The organism is Mesorhizobium sp. M8A.F.Ca.ET.161.01.1.1, assembly GCF_004792105.1.
Taxonomy (GTDB): Bacteria; Pseudomonadota; Alphaproteobacteria; order Rhizobiales; family Rhizobiaceae; genus Mesorhizobium.
Genome location: NZ_SRTD01000007.1, coordinates 329,620 through 346,055, shown reverse-complemented (window position 1 = coordinate 346,055; position 16,436 = coordinate 329,620). Strand labels below are relative to the sequence as shown.

Annotated in this window: 17 protein-coding genes and 1 pseudogene; 8 read left to right on the top strand and 10 right to left on the bottom strand. The window is 64.0% G+C overall.

The window, feature by feature from the left end:
- A pseudogene (locus EN804_RS19850) lies at positions 1-117 on the top strand (IS630 family transposase); the annotation flags it as partial.
- 349 nt (positions 118-466) lie between these two features.
- On the opposite strand, the gene EN804_RS19845 reads toward EN804_RS19850, so the two are convergent.
- Complete coding sequence (locus tag EN804_RS19845; protein ID WP_135920937.1) at positions 467-1,066, bottom strand: LysE family translocator; 600 nt, start codon at positions 1,064-1,066, stop codon at positions 467-469.
- Positions 1,067-1,159: 93 nt separating this feature from the next.
- Here EN804_RS19845 and EN804_RS19840 point away from each other — a divergent pair, with 93 nt between their 5' ends.
- A complete protein-coding gene (locus tag EN804_RS19840; RefSeq protein WP_135920935.1) occupies positions 1,160-2,029 on the top strand; it encodes a LysR family transcriptional regulator in 870 nt (289 codons plus the stop codon).
- A gap of 45 nt (positions 2,030-2,074) precedes the next feature.
- Here the strand turns inward: EN804_RS19840 and EN804_RS19835 are convergent, their stop codons facing one another.
- The 3 genes from EN804_RS19835 to EN804_RS19825 form a co-directional block, all read right to left on the bottom strand.
- Entirely contained in the window at positions 2,075-2,725 is a 651-nt protein-coding gene (locus EN804_RS19835) for a dihydrofolate reductase family protein (RefSeq protein WP_135920933.1), read from the bottom strand.
- Positions 2,726-2,818: 93 nt separating this feature from the next.
- Positions 2,819-3,661: a protein-L-isoaspartate O-methyltransferase gene (locus EN804_RS19830; RefSeq protein WP_189524539.1), complete on the bottom strand. Its 843-nt coding sequence runs from the start codon at positions 3,659-3,661 to the stop codon at positions 2,819-2,821.
- Between the two features lie 54 nt (positions 3,662-3,715).
- Positions 3,716-5,080, bottom strand: a complete 1,365-nt coding sequence (locus EN804_RS19825) for an Nramp family divalent metal transporter (RefSeq protein ID WP_135920928.1) — start codon at positions 5,078-5,080, stop codon at positions 3,716-3,718.
- Positions 5,081-5,295: 215 nt separating this feature from the next.
- Between EN804_RS19825 and mntR the strand changes: the two genes are divergently transcribed.
- From mntR to EN804_RS19810, 3 genes are all read left to right on the top strand, one after another.
- Entirely contained in the window at positions 5,296-5,745 is a 450-nt protein-coding gene (gene mntR, locus EN804_RS19820; RefSeq protein WP_127279594.1) for a manganese-binding transcriptional regulator MntR, read from the top strand.
- 104 nt (positions 5,746-5,849) lie between these two features.
- Positions 5,850-6,038, top strand: coding sequence for a hypothetical protein (locus tag EN804_RS19815; RefSeq protein ID WP_135920925.1), 189 nt, complete (start codon positions 5,850-5,852; stop codon positions 6,036-6,038).
- A 27-nt stretch (positions 6,039-6,065) separates the two neighbouring features.
- Positions 6,066-6,899: an alpha/beta hydrolase gene (locus tag EN804_RS19810; protein ID WP_135920924.1), complete on the top strand. Its 834-nt coding sequence runs from the start codon at positions 6,066-6,068 to the stop codon at positions 6,897-6,899.
- A gap of 41 nt (positions 6,900-6,940) precedes the next feature.
- Here the strand turns inward: EN804_RS19810 and EN804_RS19805 are convergent, their stop codons facing one another.
- Positions 6,941-7,831, bottom strand: a complete 891-nt coding sequence (locus EN804_RS19805) for a polysaccharide deacetylase family protein (RefSeq protein ID WP_135920922.1) — start codon at positions 7,829-7,831, stop codon at positions 6,941-6,943.
- Positions 7,832-7,923: 92 nt separating this feature from the next.
- A complete protein-coding gene (locus EN804_RS19800) occupies positions 7,924-9,987 on the bottom strand; it encodes a hypothetical protein (RefSeq protein ID WP_135920920.1) in 2,064 nt (687 codons plus the stop codon).
- A gap of 188 nt (positions 9,988-10,175) precedes the next feature.
- Here EN804_RS19800 and EN804_RS19795 point away from each other — a divergent pair, with 188 nt between their 5' ends.
- On the top strand, positions 10,176-11,105 hold the full coding sequence (locus EN804_RS19795; protein ID WP_135920918.1) for a neutral zinc metallopeptidase: 930 nt from the start codon (positions 10,176-10,178) through the stop codon (positions 11,103-11,105).
- Positions 11,106-11,261: 156 nt separating this feature from the next.
- The gene (locus tag EN804_RS19790) at positions 11,262-12,527 is read left to right on the top strand and encodes a TCR/Tet family MFS transporter (RefSeq protein WP_135920915.1); all 1,266 of its coding nucleotides are present in this window, start codon (positions 11,262-11,264) and stop codon (positions 12,525-12,527) included.
- A gap of 231 nt (positions 12,528-12,758) precedes the next feature.
- Here the strand turns inward: EN804_RS19790 and EN804_RS19780 are convergent, their stop codons facing one another.
- From EN804_RS19780 to carA, 3 genes are all read right to left on the bottom strand, one after another.
- Positions 12,759-13,142, bottom strand: coding sequence for a helix-turn-helix transcriptional regulator (locus EN804_RS19780; protein WP_127279690.1), 384 nt, complete (start codon positions 13,140-13,142; stop codon positions 12,759-12,761).
- Complete coding sequence (locus tag EN804_RS19775) at positions 13,139-13,405, bottom strand: type II toxin-antitoxin system RelE/ParE family toxin (protein WP_135920913.1); 267 nt, start codon at positions 13,403-13,405, stop codon at positions 13,139-13,141. Before EN804_RS19775 ends, EN804_RS19780 begins: the two co-directional genes overlap by 4 nt.
- 68 nt (positions 13,406-13,473) lie before the next feature.
- Positions 13,474-14,691 carry a glutamine-hydrolyzing carbamoyl-phosphate synthase small subunit gene (gene carA, locus EN804_RS19770; RefSeq protein ID WP_127870044.1) on the bottom strand — a complete coding sequence of 406 codons (1,218 nt, stop codon included), beginning with the start codon at positions 14,689-14,691 and terminating at the stop codon, positions 13,474-13,476.
- 274 nt (positions 14,692-14,965) lie between these two features.
- Here carA and EN804_RS19765 point away from each other — a divergent pair, with 274 nt between their 5' ends.
- On the top strand, positions 14,966-15,415 hold the full coding sequence (locus EN804_RS19765; RefSeq protein WP_127279693.1) for a GatB/YqeY domain-containing protein: 450 nt from the start codon (positions 14,966-14,968) through the stop codon (positions 15,413-15,415).
- Between the two features lie 61 nt (positions 15,416-15,476).
- On the opposite strand, the gene EN804_RS19760 is transcribed toward EN804_RS19765, so the two are convergent.
- On the bottom strand, positions 15,477-16,403 hold the full coding sequence (locus tag EN804_RS19760) for a LysR family transcriptional regulator (RefSeq protein WP_135920911.1): 927 nt from the start codon (positions 16,401-16,403) through the stop codon (positions 15,477-15,479).
- Positions 16,404-16,436 lie beyond the last annotated feature (33 nt).

Below are 16,436 nucleotides of genomic sequence, written 5' to 3'. Positions count from 1 at the left end.
CAGAAACGCACCGTCGAGGAAACTTGGCGCCACATCGGCCACCTCGTCGAAACCATCGAGGCAGCCGAATGCAAGAACTACTTCGAAAACGCCGGATACGCTTCCGTCAAAACATGAAACGCTCTAGCGTGGCCGATCGGGCCCCCGTGGCTTGATTGCCACGTGGTTCCCCCAATCCGTCGCGGCTTCGCCGCGCCACCTTTCCCCCCTCCGGAGGGAAAGGAAGGGAGCGCTACTGGGCGAGCATTGACGGCAAAAAGCCTGGCGCTTTTCCTCTCCCCCGTCGATCGGGGGAGAGGTGGCTCGGCGAAGCCGAGACGGAGTGGGGGTCGACCAGCGCGGCACAAGACAATTCACGCGCTAAGCCGTCATGCCACGCGATCGCCGCTACCAGCCGCCCGGAAATGCGCGCGTCCCGTAGCGCTATGGCGGGGCAAGAAACCCAACTCCTGGAAGGCCGACGCTTCTAATGCGTCTGCCACATCGGAATGATCGAGGCGGCCAGCACCAGCGCCAGCACGATGTTGAGCGCGCGCCATTGCCATTCGGTCTTCAACAGCCGTGCCAGCACCATGCCGGCCGCGCACCAGGCAGACAGCGAGATGGCCGCGGCAAGGCCGAAGGTCGAGCCGAGCAGCAGCGCCAGTTGTCCTGGCCCGTCGGCAAGCGCGGCGAAGGAGGCCGCTGCGCCCAGCCCCATCGCCCAGCCCTTCGGGTTCATCCACTGGATGCCGGCGCCGCCCAGGAAACTGTTGGGCCTGGCCATCGCCACATCGAGATTGGGTGGGCCGGCACGGCCGATCTTGATCGCCAGCCAGACAAGATAGAGCGAGCCGATGATTTTCATCGCCACCTGTAGCGACGGCATGGCCAGCAGCAGGCCGGCCAGTCCAGCGCCGGCCGCGCCCGTCACCGTTGCGAGGCCGGTCGCACTTCCGACCAGCAGCGGAACGGAGCGGCGGAAGCCGAACCGCGCGCCTGAAGCGGTCGACAGGGTGGTGGCGATGCCCGGCGTGGCGGTGGCTACGAAGGCAAACAGTATCAGCGGCAGAATAGGCTGGAGCATGGGGCATCCTCGTCGGGAGATCCATGGTAGACGCGGGCTTGCATCAGTAAATGCAATGTTTGCGATGGTCCGCATTAGCGTCTATAATGCAACATGATCCGCAATCTCGACACCAGCCTCGTGCGAACCTTCGTCACCGTCGCCGACAAGGCCAGCATGACGGCGGCGGCGAACGCGCTGCACCTGACCCAGGGCGCGGTCAGCCAGCAGGTCAAGCGCCTGGAGGAGACGCTCGGCTGCAGCCTGTTCGAGCGCGACCGGCGCGGTCTGCGCCTGACCCATTCCGGCGAGCGGCTGTTCGACAAGGCCAGGCGCCTGCTCAGCCTCAATGACGAGATCTGGTCCGAGATGGCGGGGAGCGCTGTCGCCGGCCAGGTGCGGCTCGGCGTGCCCTACGACCTTGTCGGCACCTTGCTGGCGCCCGTCCTGAAAGCCTACGCTGAAGCCTATCCGCAGGTCGAGATATCGCTGCTCTGCGCCTCCTCGCCGGAACTGGCGGCGGCACTGGCGGCGGGAACCATCGACCTCGCGGTGATCGAGGAGCGGGTCGGCCCGACCTCGGGCGAATGCCTGGCCGTCGACCGGCTCGTCTGGGTCGGGGCGAGGGGCGGGGCGGCCCGCGCCAAGCGGCCATTGCCGGTCTCGATCGTTGCCGACACCTGCGCCTTCCGGCCGGTGGTGCTGTCTGCACTCAACGCGCATGGGCTGGAATGGCGCAGCGTGTTCGAGAACGGCAATATCGACGCGACCACGGCGACGGTGCGCTCGGACCTGGCCGTCACCACATGGCTGGCTTCCACCGTGCCGGCGGATCTCGACATATTGCCGTTCGACGCCGGCCTGCCGCCGCTGCCGAATTTTGCCATCAACCTGCATCTGCCGGGGCATGGCGTGGGTACGGCTGCGCGGGAGTTCGCGCGGCATATCCGTGATGGGCTGGGGCGGCGGGTGCAGGCGGCTTGATGGTGCGCCCTTTCTCCCTGTACAGTGACGGGGAGAAAGAACCACTCACTTCCAGTTCCTACGCCGCTCGAGTTCGGCGTCGGATGGTTCGCCCGTAACAAACGAGCCGACCTCGATTTCGCCCGCGCGCTCGTAGGTCGCCATGATGACGCCGGTGGTGGATGCCTGCGATTTGACCAGCTTGAAGGCGGCCGGCATCGCGGCATCGCCGAACAGCCGCTTGCCCTTGCCCAGCAACAGCGGGAAGGTCATCAGCCGGATCTCGTCGATCAGCCCGTTGGCGAGCAAGGTCTGGATCAGATTGCCCGATCCCTGGATGAGCAGGTCAGGTCCATCTTCTTGGCGGAGGCGGCGCAAAGCCGCGATGATATCAGGCCCGAGCGCGTGCGTGTTCTGCCAGGCCAGGGTATCCGGCCGATGCGTCGCCACATATTTGGTCGCGGGGTTGAAGGCATCCGCGATCGGATCTTTCTGATAAGGCCAGTACGCGGCGAAGATGTCGTAGGTTCTGCGGCCGAGCAGCAGGGCGAACGGTTTGGAGAACAGGTCCTCCATTGCCGCGCCCGCCACCTCGTCAAAGTAGTGGAACGTCCAGCCGCCGAATTTGAAGCCGCCGACCGGATCTTCTTCCGGGCCGCCCGGCGCCTGCATGACGCCATCGAGACTGACGAAGGTCGCGGCGATGATTTTTCTCATCCGTCTTCTCCTTTTTGCGATCCGCACCGTCACGGCCGGATTCAACCTTACGACGAACGGCAGGCTTCCTTTTCGACACGCGACGACAAATTTCTAGCCGTTGTCGCCGGCGTGAACGGGGTCGGAGGAGAACCAGACTTCGCCGAGGATTGCGGTGGCGGTGCTGTCTGGCTGCCTGTCCTCAATCAGCCAGACAGAACGGCTGCGCGTGGCCTCGTCGCGTGTCGGGATCTTCGCCGCAGGAGGGATCGCCGAGGCGCCGACGCAAGGGATGAACCACGAGCGCATGAACGGATGGCAGGCAAAGCCTTTTTCTCTGTGAGTCACCATCACCGCGAACGGAATGCTCTCGGCCGGACGCCACGGGAAGATCATGCGGCCACCGGGGCGCAGCGCCCTCAGCCATCCGGCGAGAGGGGCCACGACGCCAGCATTGACATAGATGATGTCGGATGGCGGCAGGGGCGAGGTCACGGCATCGCCATGGACAACCGTCGCATTGCCATAGGCTTCGAGATTCCTGCGCGCCAGTTCGGCCATCTGGTCGTCGAGTTCGAAAGCGGCGACGGTGCCGCCTGGCGAAACCAGCGTGGCCAGCAAAGCCGTGTAGTAACCGCTGCCGGCGCCGATATGCGTGACGGCCTCGCCGGGTCTTGGCGCCAGCTTTCCGATCCACATGGCGTGCAGGAACGGCTCGCCATTGTTGATGCCCTTTTCGGCGTCGAGCGTCACCAGCACATTCTGGTAGATATGGGCCGGGTCGGCGCTCGGCGTCGTGATCTTGGCGTTGCCGGCAATGACCGTCCATGGCCCCGGACCGAGAAAGGCCTCGCGCGGCACGCTGGCGAACACCTCTTCCAGGCGCGGATCCGATGAAGCGGCGTTGGCCGCCATCAGCCGCGCGTAGAATCTCCTGATGTCTTCGATGTTGCTCATGGCATCGGGAAAGATAGAGCGATCTGGCGGTTTGTCTCGGGATTAGACGGAGCTTCAACCAACCCCGGACATGGTGTCGTAGAGCAGCTTGAAATTGAGCACCAGGATGACGGCCGCGACAACCCAGGCCAACGCCGCCACGCCGCGCGGGATGGCGAGGTTGCCCATCTTCTTCTTGTCGGAGACGAACTGCACCAATGGGATGACCGCGAAGGGCAGTTGCATGGACAACACCACCTGGCTGAACACCAGCAGCTGGCTGGTGCCCTTCTCGCCATAGAGCGCGGTAACGGCCACCACCGGAATGATGGCGAGGCCGCGCGTCAGCAGCCGTCGTGCCCAGTTGGGAATACGCAGACGCAGAAAACCTTCCATGATGATCTGGCCGGCGAGCGTTGCCGTCACCGTCGAGTTGAGGCCCGAGGCGAGCAGTGCCACGGCAAACAGGATCGAGGCGATGCCCAGGCCAAGCAGTGGCGACAGAAGCTTGAAGGCCTGGTCGATCTCGGCGACATCCTGGTGGCCGGTATCGTGGAAGGCGACCGCCGCGACGATCAGGATGGCGGCGTTGACGAACAGCGCCAGCATCAAGGCGATGCTGGAGTCCGCCGTCGCCCATTTGATGGCATCGCGCTTGCCCGCGTCGGTGCGTTCATAGGCGCGGGTCTGCACGATCGAGGAGTGCAGATAGAGATTATGCGGCATTACCGTGGCGCCGATGATGCCGATGGCGATGTAGAGCATCGCCGGGTTGGTGACGATGTCGGAAGACGGCACGAACATCGAATGCAGGATCGTGCCGGCCGGCGGGGCGGCAACGAAGATCTGGATCGCAAAGCAGCTGAAAATGATGATCAGTAGCGCCACGACGAAGGCTTCGAGATAGCGGAACCCCTTGTTCATCAAAAGCAGCACGAGGAAAGCGTCGAGCGCGGTGAGTATGGCGCCGCCGATCAGCGGGATGCCGAACAAAAGCTGCAGCGCGATCGCGGTGCCGATCACCTCGGCGAGGTCACAGGCGATGATGGCGAGCTCGCAGGCGATCCACAGCACGAAGTTGACCGGGCGCGGGTAGTAAGCGCGGCAGGCCTGGGCGAGGTCGCGGCCGGTGGCGATGCCAAGCCGCGCCGCCAGCGCCTGCAGCAGGATCGCCATCAGGTTGGACAGCATGATGATGAACAGCAATGTGTAGCCGAACTGGGCGCCGCCGGCGAGGTCGGTCGCCCAGTTGCCCGGGTCCATATAGCCGACCGAGACCATGTAGCCGGGGCCCATGAAGGCGAACAGCCGGCGGAACCAGACGCCCGAACTCGGCACCGCGACGCTGGAATTGACCTCGCGCAGACTGGGCTGATCGTCCTCCTCCCGTTTGGCGAACCGCCATGCGGACCGGGGGGCTGTGACGTCTGCTTCTGACATGAAAAGGCTTTCCGCAGGTTCCGGAGAATGCCCATAAGCTATGCCATGGCTCAACATTATGCAATAGGCTATATTTCATTGTCGGTGCTTGTTGTGACGGGCGGGCAGCCGGAGACGCTGGTTGCACCTCTCGCGGAATGCAAATAAACGGCCTGAAGAATCAGAGCCTGTGCTATAAAAGCAGCGACGGCTAAACTTCCGAGGAGGAGCGCGCATTGGCGCTGAAGAACAGACCGGTCCCGCGTGAGCCGCTGCTCGATGCCGATGTCCATTCGGAAGGGTTCCGGCAGACGCGCGAAGCGCGCCGCAGCGCGCTGGTCGAAGATTATGTCGAGCTGATCGCCGACCTGATCGAGGATGGCAACGAGGCGCGTCAGGTCGACATCGCCGCGCGGCTCGGCGTCGCCCAGCCGACGGTGGCCAAGATGCTGACGCGGCTGTGCGCCGACGGGCTGGTGTCGCGAAAACCCTATCGCGGCGTGTTCCTCACCGAAGCCGGCCGCAAGGTCGCACAGGAAAGCCGCATCCGCCACCAGACGGTGGAAGCCTTCCTGCGCTCGCTCGGCGTCAGTGCCGAGACGGCGCGCATCGACGCCGAGGGCATCGAGCATCATGTCAGCGCCGAGACGCTGGACGCGTTCCGCAAGGCGATGACGGCGCGCTGAGGCGTGTCATTGCCGGGTTGCCGGACAGCATTAGCCGCTGGAACCGCCGCCGCTTATGCGCGTTGCATCTCATCGCGCGCTTGTTGCGCGCCAGGGAGGAAGCAATGGGCGTCGAGCAGGCACCGACCGCGAAAGGCAAGCAGGCAGCCACAGGACTGAAGCAGGCGGCGGCCATGGATGAGCGCAAGACCGAGGCTGAAATGGGTCATCCGCTGAAGAAAGGCGCCGACCGTTTCGAGGAACGCTCGAAAAGCTCGGACGGCAAGAGCGCCGGCGCCAAGCAGAAAGAGTAGGCCGGCAGCAATTCTGGATCGATGCTGATGACGATCGAGTGGCGCCCGCCCGAACGCTTTGTCTTTCAAGGACATTCAATCGCCTGGGGTGTTATGGGGGAAGGACCTCCCGCTGTCGTTCTCCATGGTACGCCATTCTCCTCGGTGGAGTGGCGCCGCATCGCGCCATGGCTCGCCAAGCAGCGGCGCGTCCACTATTTCGACATGCTTGGCTATGGCTGGTCGGACAAGCCTGTCCGCGATGTGTCTCGCGGCATTCAGAACGAATTGTTCGCGGCGCTCTACGCCCACTGGAAGGTGGAACGGCCCGACGTGGTCGCGCATGATTTCGGCGGATCGACCGCTCTGCGCGGTCATCTGCTCAATGGTTTGGAGTTCCGCTCGCTGGTGTTGATCGATCCAGTGGCCATCAGCCCGCAAGGTTCGCAGCTGGTCCAGGCAGCCAAACAGAACGAGAAGGTTTTTGCCGAGCTGCCCGCGTATGTTCACGAAGCGATCCTACGCGCCTACATCAATGGCGCGACGTACAATCCGTTACGCGAAGACGAGATGCAGGCCTATCTGCGTCCATGGCTTGGCGACGAAGGCCAGAAGGCATTCTGGAGGCAAGTCGCGCAGATGGATGACAAGTACAGCGAGGAGGTGGAGTGGCGATATCGCGAGGTTCGATGCCCGGTCACCATCCTCTGGGGCGACAATGACGATTGGATCCCGGTAAAGGACGGCCGGGAACTGGCGCGGCGCATTCCCGGCGCGACGTTTCAGACAGTCCCTGATGCGAAGCATCTCGTCCCGGAAGACGCGCCAGAAGCGATCGCCGCTACGGTCCTTCAGTTCTGGCGGAGCATGGAATCCGGCTAGGGGACCGATCAACCCTTTGTTTTGGCGTAATTCCCGTGCTCCTATCGGGTCTCCGCGTAGGCCATCTGCTGGACCGTCGTCACGGTGCCTGTCGTCAGCGATGATACCAGCGGTTCGCGGCCGCGGTGGCCGGGCACCAGCCGCACCACCTTGTAGCCCTTGGCTCTGAGGTCGGCCAGCAGGTGCGGCAGCATTTGCGCGGTGCGCGGATGGATGTCGTGCATCAGGATGATGCCGGAACCGCGCTGTTCGATACCCGCCATGGTGCGCTTGCGCAGCTGGTCCGGCGTCGACGGGAAATAATCCTTGGAATCGATATCGGCGTCGATGACGACGATGCCGCGCGCCGCGAGCTGGCGGCGCAACGTCGCCGTCGAGGCGAGATAGGGGAAGCGGAAGAAGGGCGCGACGCCGTGCAACGACGGCACCAGTGCGGCAGACACGCTCTTGATGCCGCCGTCGATCTGCGCTTGCGCTCCCGTGGCACTCATATGCGTCAGGTTGGCATGGTTCTGGGTGTGGGTGCCGATCGTGTGGCCGTGCGCGGCGACCTCGCGCACCAGGGCGGGGTAGGAGCGGGCCATCTGGCCGACCATCATGAAGGTCGCCTTGACGTCGGCATTGTCGAGCACTTTCAGGACGTTTTCGGTGCGGCCGGGCATCGGGCCGTCATCGAAGGTCAGCACCACCTCGTGGTTGCGCAGCCTGAGGTCGGCGATGCTGTTGACGGTGACGCTGCGGCCGGCAAGACCGCTGAAGGAATGCGAGGAGAAGAAGCCGCCGGCGCCGGTCTCCTTCGGCTCTGTCGCATAGGCGAGCTTGCCATCCTTGGCGTCGGTCGCAGGTTTCGCCGTCGTGCAACCGGTGGCCAACGCGCCCAAGGCGACAATGCCAAACAGCTGCGCCAGACGGCGCCCGGACACAAAAGCCATGGCGGAAGGATCCCTTTGAATCGCTTACGCTTTTAGTCCGCTTATGGTTAATGAAAGTTTTACTTCGGGCTGTTGCGCAGTCAGCGGACAGCTCACTCGCTAACATCCTGCTTCCAGCTGCGCGGGTGGCCGTCGACGCGGAACTGGAAGATGAAATAGGGCGGGATGCAGGTGCCTTCGCCAGGCTTGGCCTCGGGCAGATCGTCATATCCGGCGGTGCAGATATAGTCCTCGCGGCAGGGATGCGCCTTGTCGCAGGCGCGCAGGCCGGCGGTCTTGGTGAATTCCTTCGTGCAGAATTTATGGTCCTTGCCGGACGCGATGCAATCATTGAAGCCGGTCTTGGCGAGGCGACCGCAATTTGCCTCGTCGGGGAGCTTGTCGCAGCTCGCCTTGCGCAGCATGCCGCCGGGAAAGCCGCCGGTCTTCTGTTCGGGATTGTCGTAGCGCTGGCGCGCGGCGCCATAGCCGGCGAGCTTGACCGCCGGCTTCCTGTCGCGTGCCGGATCGATGGCGCAATCCTTGGCGGTTGCCGGCGACAGGCGGCAATACCGGTCGCTGCCCCAGGTCGACATCCTGATTTCGCCGAATTCCACGGGGTCGCCGACCGCGGTGCCTTTCTCGCTGACGCAGGTGCCGAAACCAGGATGGATGGCGCTTTCGTGGACCCCGGCGCAGCGCAGGCCGGTGCCGCAGGCCCAGTCCTTGAAGCTTTCATCCTCGCCGCGATAGCAGATCGAGCCCCAGCCATTGTAGAGATCGGTGCCTTTCAGCGCGTCAGCGTATTTCCGGTCCGGACGGGCGGCGAAACCCCTGGTGAAATCGGGATGGCCGCCGGCGGCGAATTCCTCGACGATGGCGCGGCGGCGCGGCAGGTCGGCGAAGAAGACGGCCGAGCCCGGCACGAAGACGGCATTGCGGCGCGGCTCGCTGGCCGGGTCGGCGCCGGTATAGTGGAAGCCGGCAATGCCATGCGTCTGGTGGCAGCCGGTGCAGGACATCTCGTTGAGGCGCAGGTTGAAGCCGGCGACCGACTTGATGGTGGCAAGCGTGTTGCCCCTGGCGACATAGTCCTTCAGCGCCTTGTCGATGTCGGCGTCATCGACCAGCCCATGGACGATGTTGTTCTGCGAGCGGCTCAAGCCGCCGGGTGCCACCGAGACGGCGCTCTTGGCCAGGAATTTCTCGTCGACGACCAGCCGGCCATGGTCGAGATCGTAGATGTTGCGGTCGGTGAGCAGCCATTTGGCGAAGGCTGGCCTGTCGGCCAGCACCGTCGCCCGGTCGATCTCGTTTTCCATCCTGGCTTCATAGAAGCTTGAAATGGCCGGATCCCATTTGAAGATCTTCAACAGGTACTCGGCATGGCCGCCGAAATCGCGCCGCGTCGACGCCGACAGCCTGAGCACCTGCATGTTGAGCTCGAGCCGCATGATCTGCGAGGAATTCAGCATGGCGCCGGACAGCGGGCCTTCGTCGGAGCGCAGCCAGGCGGCCAATTGCTCGGGTGGCAAGTCCTTTCGACCGGCGGCCAGCCAGCGCCGGGCGACGTCCGCGCAGGACGCGTCGGTGGCGCTGGGAAGGTCCTTAGAAGCGCGGGCCTGCGCCTTCCCAGGCTTGGCGTTGAAGACCAGGCTCATGGTCAGCGGCAGGCGCGATGAAATGCGCTGGCCGGGCTTGCCGTTCGCCGGTTTTTCCTGGACCGAATAGTGGAAGCGGTAGATCAGCCGGATCTCGCCGCATTCGGTGTGGCCGAGGTAGCCTCGGTCCATGCGGTTGACGACGCCGGTGAGGTCGAGCGTCGAGCCGTCGTCATCGATGTATCTGGGATTGAATTTCTGGCTGGTGTCGTTCGATTTCGCCATGGCCGCGACATAGGGGTCGGGGCTGGTCTTGGGCTCGTCTGATATCTCGCGCTTGACCGTGTCGCGCACCGTGGCCAGCGCCGGCACCGAAAACAGGCCGCGATTGTCGACGTCGCGGGTGAGGCCGAGGGCGGGGCCGAGCAGGCGGCTGATCGACAGGCCGCCACGCTCCAGCGCTTGCAGGGTGGCGGGATCGGTGACCGCGACGCTGGAATCGAGCGTCACCGCGCCGGCATTTGCAAGCCCAAGGCACAGCACCAGCAGCGACAGGAAACCTGCGATCGTCCTCAAGCCTCGAACCCCTCCGATCCCGGCGATGCTACAGGCCTTGCGCGCTCCCGGCCAGTGCGGTGAAACGGCCACCCAGCGCTGCCGCCCTCACGAAAAATGCTGTGACTTGGCGCAACCATTACGATAATTGTTTGTTGGATTGAGCCGGCCTGCCGGAACAACGGGAAAGTTTGCAGCGAGGAGTTGCCATGCTCTGGAGAGGCCGTCGTCAGAGTGACAATATCGAGGACGACCGCAGCGACAGTGGCGGCGGCGGGATCGGTGGCGGCGGCGGTCAGTTCCAATTGCCCATCGGCGGCCGGACGGGTGGCGGCGGCAGTATCATCCTCGTCATCCTTGTCGTCATCGCCGGCTGGTATTTCGGCTTCGATCCCTCGGCGATCCTGGGCGGTGGCGACGGCGGCCTGCTGCCGGGCGGCGGTGGCCAGATCACGGACAACAGCGGCGGTGGTCAGGATAGCAGCGCGGGTAGCCCGGCCAATGACGAGATGAAGCAGTTCGTGGCGACCGTGCTCGCCGAGACCGAGGACACCTGGACGGGCATCTTCAAGTCGCAAGGCCTGACCTATGAGGACCCCAAGCTGGTGCTGTTTTCCGGCCAGGTCCGCTCCGCCTGCGGTTTTGCTTCCGCCGCGGCCGGACCGTTCTATTGTCCTGGAGATCACAAGGTCTATCTCGACATGACCTTCTTCCAGCAGCTCGACCAGCAGTTCGGCGCTTCCGGCGAGTTCGCCCGTGCTTACGTCATCGCGCATGAGGTCGGCCACCACGTACAGAACCTCACCGGCATCATGGGCAAGTTCGACCAGATGCGCCAAGGCATGAGCGAAGTCGATGCCAACCAGCTGTCGGTGCGCATCGAACTGCAGGCCGACTGCTTCGCCGGCGTGTGGGCGCACTACACCGGGCAGAAGGGCATATTGGAGCAGGGCGACTTCGAAAGCGCGCTGAACGCGGCCAAGCAGATCGGCGACGACACGCTGCAGAAGAAGATGCAGGGCTATGTCGTGCCGGAAAGCTTCAACCACGGCACCTCGCAGCAGCGGCAGACCTGGCTGGCGCGCGGCTACAAGAGCGGCAAGCTGTCGGACTGCAATACGATGAGCGGGCCGCTCTAAGCAGTCGTTTTCGGAAAAAGACCTGACGGCGCGACGCCGTCAGGGAGTGTCAGGATCAAAGCTTCCTGCCTGTTCCCTCATTGTTCCTTTTCGCTTGCTCGCCTATAAGGTGCGTCCGCCCGCCGCCCCAGGGCGGCCAGAGGAGCTTGACCCATCATGATCGACCCCAAAACCGCCAGGCGGGGCCTCGCGCTCGTCTTCACGACGCTGCTGCTCGACATTATCGGCTTCGGCATGATCATGCCTGTGCTGCCGGCCTTTCTCAGGGAGTTGACCGGCGTCGGCATCAGCGAAGCGGCGATCGAGGGCGGTTGGCTGTTCTTCGTCTATGCGGCCATGCAGTTCTTCTTCGCGCCCATCATGGGCGGCCTGAGCGACCGGTTCGGACGGCGGCCGATCCTGCTCGCCTCGGTGCTGACCTTCTCCATCGACAATCTGATCTGCGCCATCGCCTGGTCCTATCCGATGCTGTTCATCGGACGTGTGCTGGCCGGCATTTCGGGCGCCAGCTATTCGACGACGTCGGCCTTCATCGCCGACATTTCGAACGACGAGAACCGGGCGAAGAATTTCGGCCTGCTCGGCATTGCCTTCGGCGTCGGCTTCGTCATCGGGCCGGTGCTGGGCGGCCTGCTCGGCACGTTCGGACCGCGCGTACCGTTCTTCTGTGCCGCCGGGCTCGCTTTCGTGAACTTCCTGATCGCGATGTTCTTCCTGCCTGAGACGCTCGATGAAAAGCACCGCCGCCGCTTCGAGTGGAAACGCGCCAATCCGGTCGGTACGCTCCTCCAGATGCGCCAGTACCAGGGCATAGGCTGGATCGGGCTGGTCTTCTTCCTGATGACGCTCGGCCATATGATGTATCCGGCGGTGTGGTCGTTCGTCTCCAACTACCGCTATGGCTGGAGCGAGCAGCAGATCGGCTTCTCGCTCGGCGCCTTCGGCCTGTGCGGGGCGATCGTCATGGGCACGGTGCTCCCGCGCGTCATCCCCAGGCTCGGCGAGTGGAGAACGGCGGTCATCGGCCTGACCTTCACCGCGGCCAGCGCCTTCGGCTATGCCTTCGCCTCGCAAGGCTGGATGGTCTATGCGGTGATCGTCGTCGGTTGCCTGGAGGCGCTGGCCGATCCGCCGCTGAGAAGCCTCGCCGCCGCCAAGGTGCCGCCTTCGGCACAAGGCGAGCTGCAGGGCGCGATGACCTCGATCTTCTCGATCACCTCGATCATCACGCCGCTGCTCTATACCGCGATCTTTTCCTGGTTCACCGGACCCAGCGCGCCCGTCACCTTCGGCGGCGCGCCCTATCTGGTCGGCGCGTGCTTCCTGGTGCTGGCGGTCATCGTCTTCGTCACCAAGGTGACGAGACCGGCGACAATCGGAAACGCCGCCGCCGATGTGGCTGAAGACGGAGCACAGGCATGAGCCATGACGGCCGCATCGCGCTGACCAGTGACGGGCTGTCGCTGTCGCGCCTGGTCTTTGGCGCGTGGCGCCTGCTGGATGGTGGCGTGCGCCCGGACGCCGGTGCTCGGTTCGATGAAGCCGGAACGTCTGGCTTCCATGGCCAAAGCACTGAATATCGTGCTCGACCGCCAGCAATGGTTCACTATCCTGGAAGCCAGCGAAGGCCGGCCGGTGGCGTGAGGTTGGGGATCAGGCTTCAATCCATTCGCCGGGGACATCCAACGCCTTTGCCAGCATCGTGCTGGTTTGCGCGGAGGGTTTGCGGCGATTGGATTCAATGTCCGACAGGAAGCCCTGACTGACCCCAATGGTCCGCGCCAGGTCGGCTTGCGTCAGCTTGCGCCAGTTGCGCAGCGCCTTGAGGCGGCTGGAACCTCGCAAAATATCCATGGTCACCTCGGCGGGCAGGGCCTTTTCAGCTTTGAACTCAGACTTCCGCTCATCGTAGATAGCCACATCCGCAGCGTCTTCCTGGGCTTCTTCGGCCGCATGCAGCAATGCCTCGTAATCCGCCTTCGGGATAACGACCAGTTCTTCGCCGGTCGAGGTCCTTATGATTTGAGGGGCGTTCATGATGTCCTGTCCCATGGCCTGCTGTAGGTCGTCGTTTCACGCTTGCCGATATAGATCGCAAGGATCGTGGTGCGATCTTCATCGAATATGACGCGGTAGCGGCCAATCCGGAGCCTATAGCCGTCCCTGCCGGAAAGGCGCTTTACATCTCCACGGCCGCTGGCCGCGTAAGCGATCAAACCCTCGGAAACCTGCTCGCGGACATCAGCCGGCAGGTTGTCGAGATCGCGAGCCGCCGGTGCCGAAAGAATGATCGTCTTCACGAGTACAAATATCGCATAAATATCGCTCTTTGTTAAGCGATATTATCGCAGCCGCCGATTTTGCGGGATCAGGCCCGCTCGGCCAGCAATTCCTCACCGCGCTTCTGGCGGATCAGGTTGACGAAGCGGCGGAACAGATAGTGCGAATCCTGCGGGCCGGGCGAAGCCTCGGGGTGGTGCTGGACGGAAAATACCGGACGGCCGGTGAGCGCGATGCCGCAATTCGAGCCGTCGAACAGCGAGACATGGGTTTCCTCGACACCCGCGGGCAGCGAGTCGGCATCGACGGCAAAGCCATGGTTCATCGAGACGATCTCGACCTTGCCGGTTGTGTGATCCTTGACCGGGTGGTTGGCGCCGTGATGGCCCTGATGCATCTTGGCGGTCTTACCGCCCAGCGCCAGCGCCAGCATCTGATGGCCGAGGCAGATGCCGAACACGGGGATGTCGGTCTTGAGCAGGTCCTGGATGACCGGCACGGCATAGTCGCCCGTGGCTTCCGGATCGCCGGGGCCATTGGAGAGGAAGATGCCGTCGGGCTGCATGGCGAGGATTTCCTCCGAACCGGTGCTGGCCGGAACCACCGTCACCTTGGCGCCGAGGCCGGCGAGCAGGCGCAATATGTTGCGCTTGACGCCGTAGTCGATGGCCACGACGTGCAACGAAGGCTCGTCCTGCTCGCCAAAGCCTTCGTTCCAGACCCAGGGCGTCTCGCGCCAGACCGAGGACTGGCCCGACGTGACCTCCTTGGCGAGATCGAGCCCGATCAGGCCCGACCATGCGGCGGCGCGCCGCTTCAGGTCGGCGAGGTCGAAGACGCCGTCGGGCGCGTGCGCGATGACGGCGTTGGGCATGCCTTTTTCGCGGATCAGCGCGGTGAGCGCGCGGGTGTCGATGCCCGAGAGCGCGACGATGCCGCGCTTCTTCAGCCATTGATCGAGATCGCCGGCGGCGCGGTAATTGGACGGGTTGGTGACATCGGCCTTGAACACGGCGCCGACGGCGCCGGCGCGGGCGGCCGGATTGAGGTCTTCGATGTCCTCGCCATTGGTGCCGATGTTGCCGATATGCGGGAAGGTGAAGGTGACGATCTGGCCGGCATAGGAAGGGTCGGTGAGGATTTCCTGGTAGCCGGTGAGTGCCGTGTTGAAGCAGACTTCGGCCACCGCCGAGCCGGTGGCGCCGAGGCCGCGACCCTCGATGACGGTGCCGTCTGCAAGCACCAGAAGGGCGGTCGGCTTTTCAGTGGCCCAGGGTGGGGTCAGCGCGGGCGTCATCTCGGCCATGGCGGCACTCCTATCAGGCCGCGCTGCAACGACCCTGGCGGGCATTCGCGCGGCAAACGGCGCGAAGCAGCGATTTCGCAGCCTCCACGCAGTCAAGCTTCAGTTCATGCAAGGCCCAGTACATAGGGGAAGGGGGCAGGGCGGTCAATGATCATGCGAAACGCCGCCGCGATTTATTTCATTGAGGAATATCATAGGCTTGCCCTGGCATATGAGGGTTTGCGTTGGCCTGTCCCCGGCGCTATTGTCCGCGCCGACCGAAGGAGAGAGATCAATGCGCGCGAAAATCGCCGAATCCCTGAAGACCGCGATGAAGGCGCAGGACAAGCACCGGCTGCCGACATTGCGGCTGATCCAGGCCGCCATCCACGATCGCGACATCGCCAATCGCGGTGCCGGCAAGGACCCAGCCAGCGACGAGGAAATCCTGCAGATCCTGGCCAAGATGGTGAAGCAGCGCGAGGAATCGGCCAAGGCCTTCGAGGACGGCAAGCGGCCGGAACTGGCGGCTCAGGAGCGCGGCGAGATGGAGATCATCCGCGGCTTCCTGCCGACGCAGCTTGACGATGCGGCGGTCACGGCGGCGGCGCGCGAGGCGATTGCCGCCACCGGTGCGGCCAGCCAGAAGGACATGGGCAAGGTGATCGCCGCGCTCAAGCAGAAATATGCCGGCCAGATGGATTTCGGCAAGGCAAGCGGCATCGTCAAGGGGCTGCTGCAGTAGGGCTTTTACCCGCGCGTCGGCAGGCGTCCAACACGGCCACTCACGGCAAAGCCGTAGCTTGCTATTGGGTTGATTTCCCAGGCTCCAACGCACGGCGCAAAGCCGGCGCTTCCTGCTGGATATGGTTCCACAGACGGTTGGCGACCGGCCCGTGCGGCCGGTCGCGGCGGCGCGCCACGACCAAGTCGTCGGTGCGGCCCGGGAGATGACTGCCGGCAATGGACAGGAGCTGCCCGTCGCGCAGCTCTTCCGCGATCAGGAAATGCGGCAGGTGGCCCCAGCCGAGGCCTTGGAGGATGATTTCCTTCTTCATGGCTTGATCGGGGACCAGACATTGCGGCGCGCCTTCGACCACGAAGTAGTCCTGTCGTGGTGAATGCAGGGCAGTGTCGCGCATCACGCATTGGGTGAATGCCTGCATCTTCTCCAGTGTGATCGGTCGTTCGATGCGCTCGGGCAGGAAGCCCGGCGCCACCACGGGAATGAAGGGCACCTTGCTGAGGTCGATCCATTCGATCCGTGCGTCGCCCTTGTCGATCCAGTGCAGGATCAGATCGACTTTGTCGTCGAAAAGACGCTCCGACGGGCCGCCGACGGCTTCGAAATGGAGATGCAGCCGGGTGCCGGGGCATTGGGCGAAGAACCGTCCGAGCATGCCCAGCACCCGCGGGCGCGGGCAGAGGTCGCCGATCACGACATGGATTTCGCTTTCCTCGCCCATCGAAAGCTGGGCGGCATGGACGCGCAGGCCGTCCAGTTCGCGCAGCAGCTGCTGCGCGCGCCGCTGGAACGACAGCCCCGCTTCCGTCGCACGAACGCGATAGCCGCTGCGGTCAAGAAGAACCAGATCGAGCTGCCGTTCGAGCTTGGCGACAGCGGCGAACACCGCCGGGTGCGAGCGGTGCAGCATGGCGGCGGCCGGCTGAAAGCCGCCGGTGCGGATCACGGCGTCGAAGCACTGAAGATCGTGCAAGGTGAATTCGGCCATGTCAGCTTTGATTACAGAGATTGTCGTATCTTT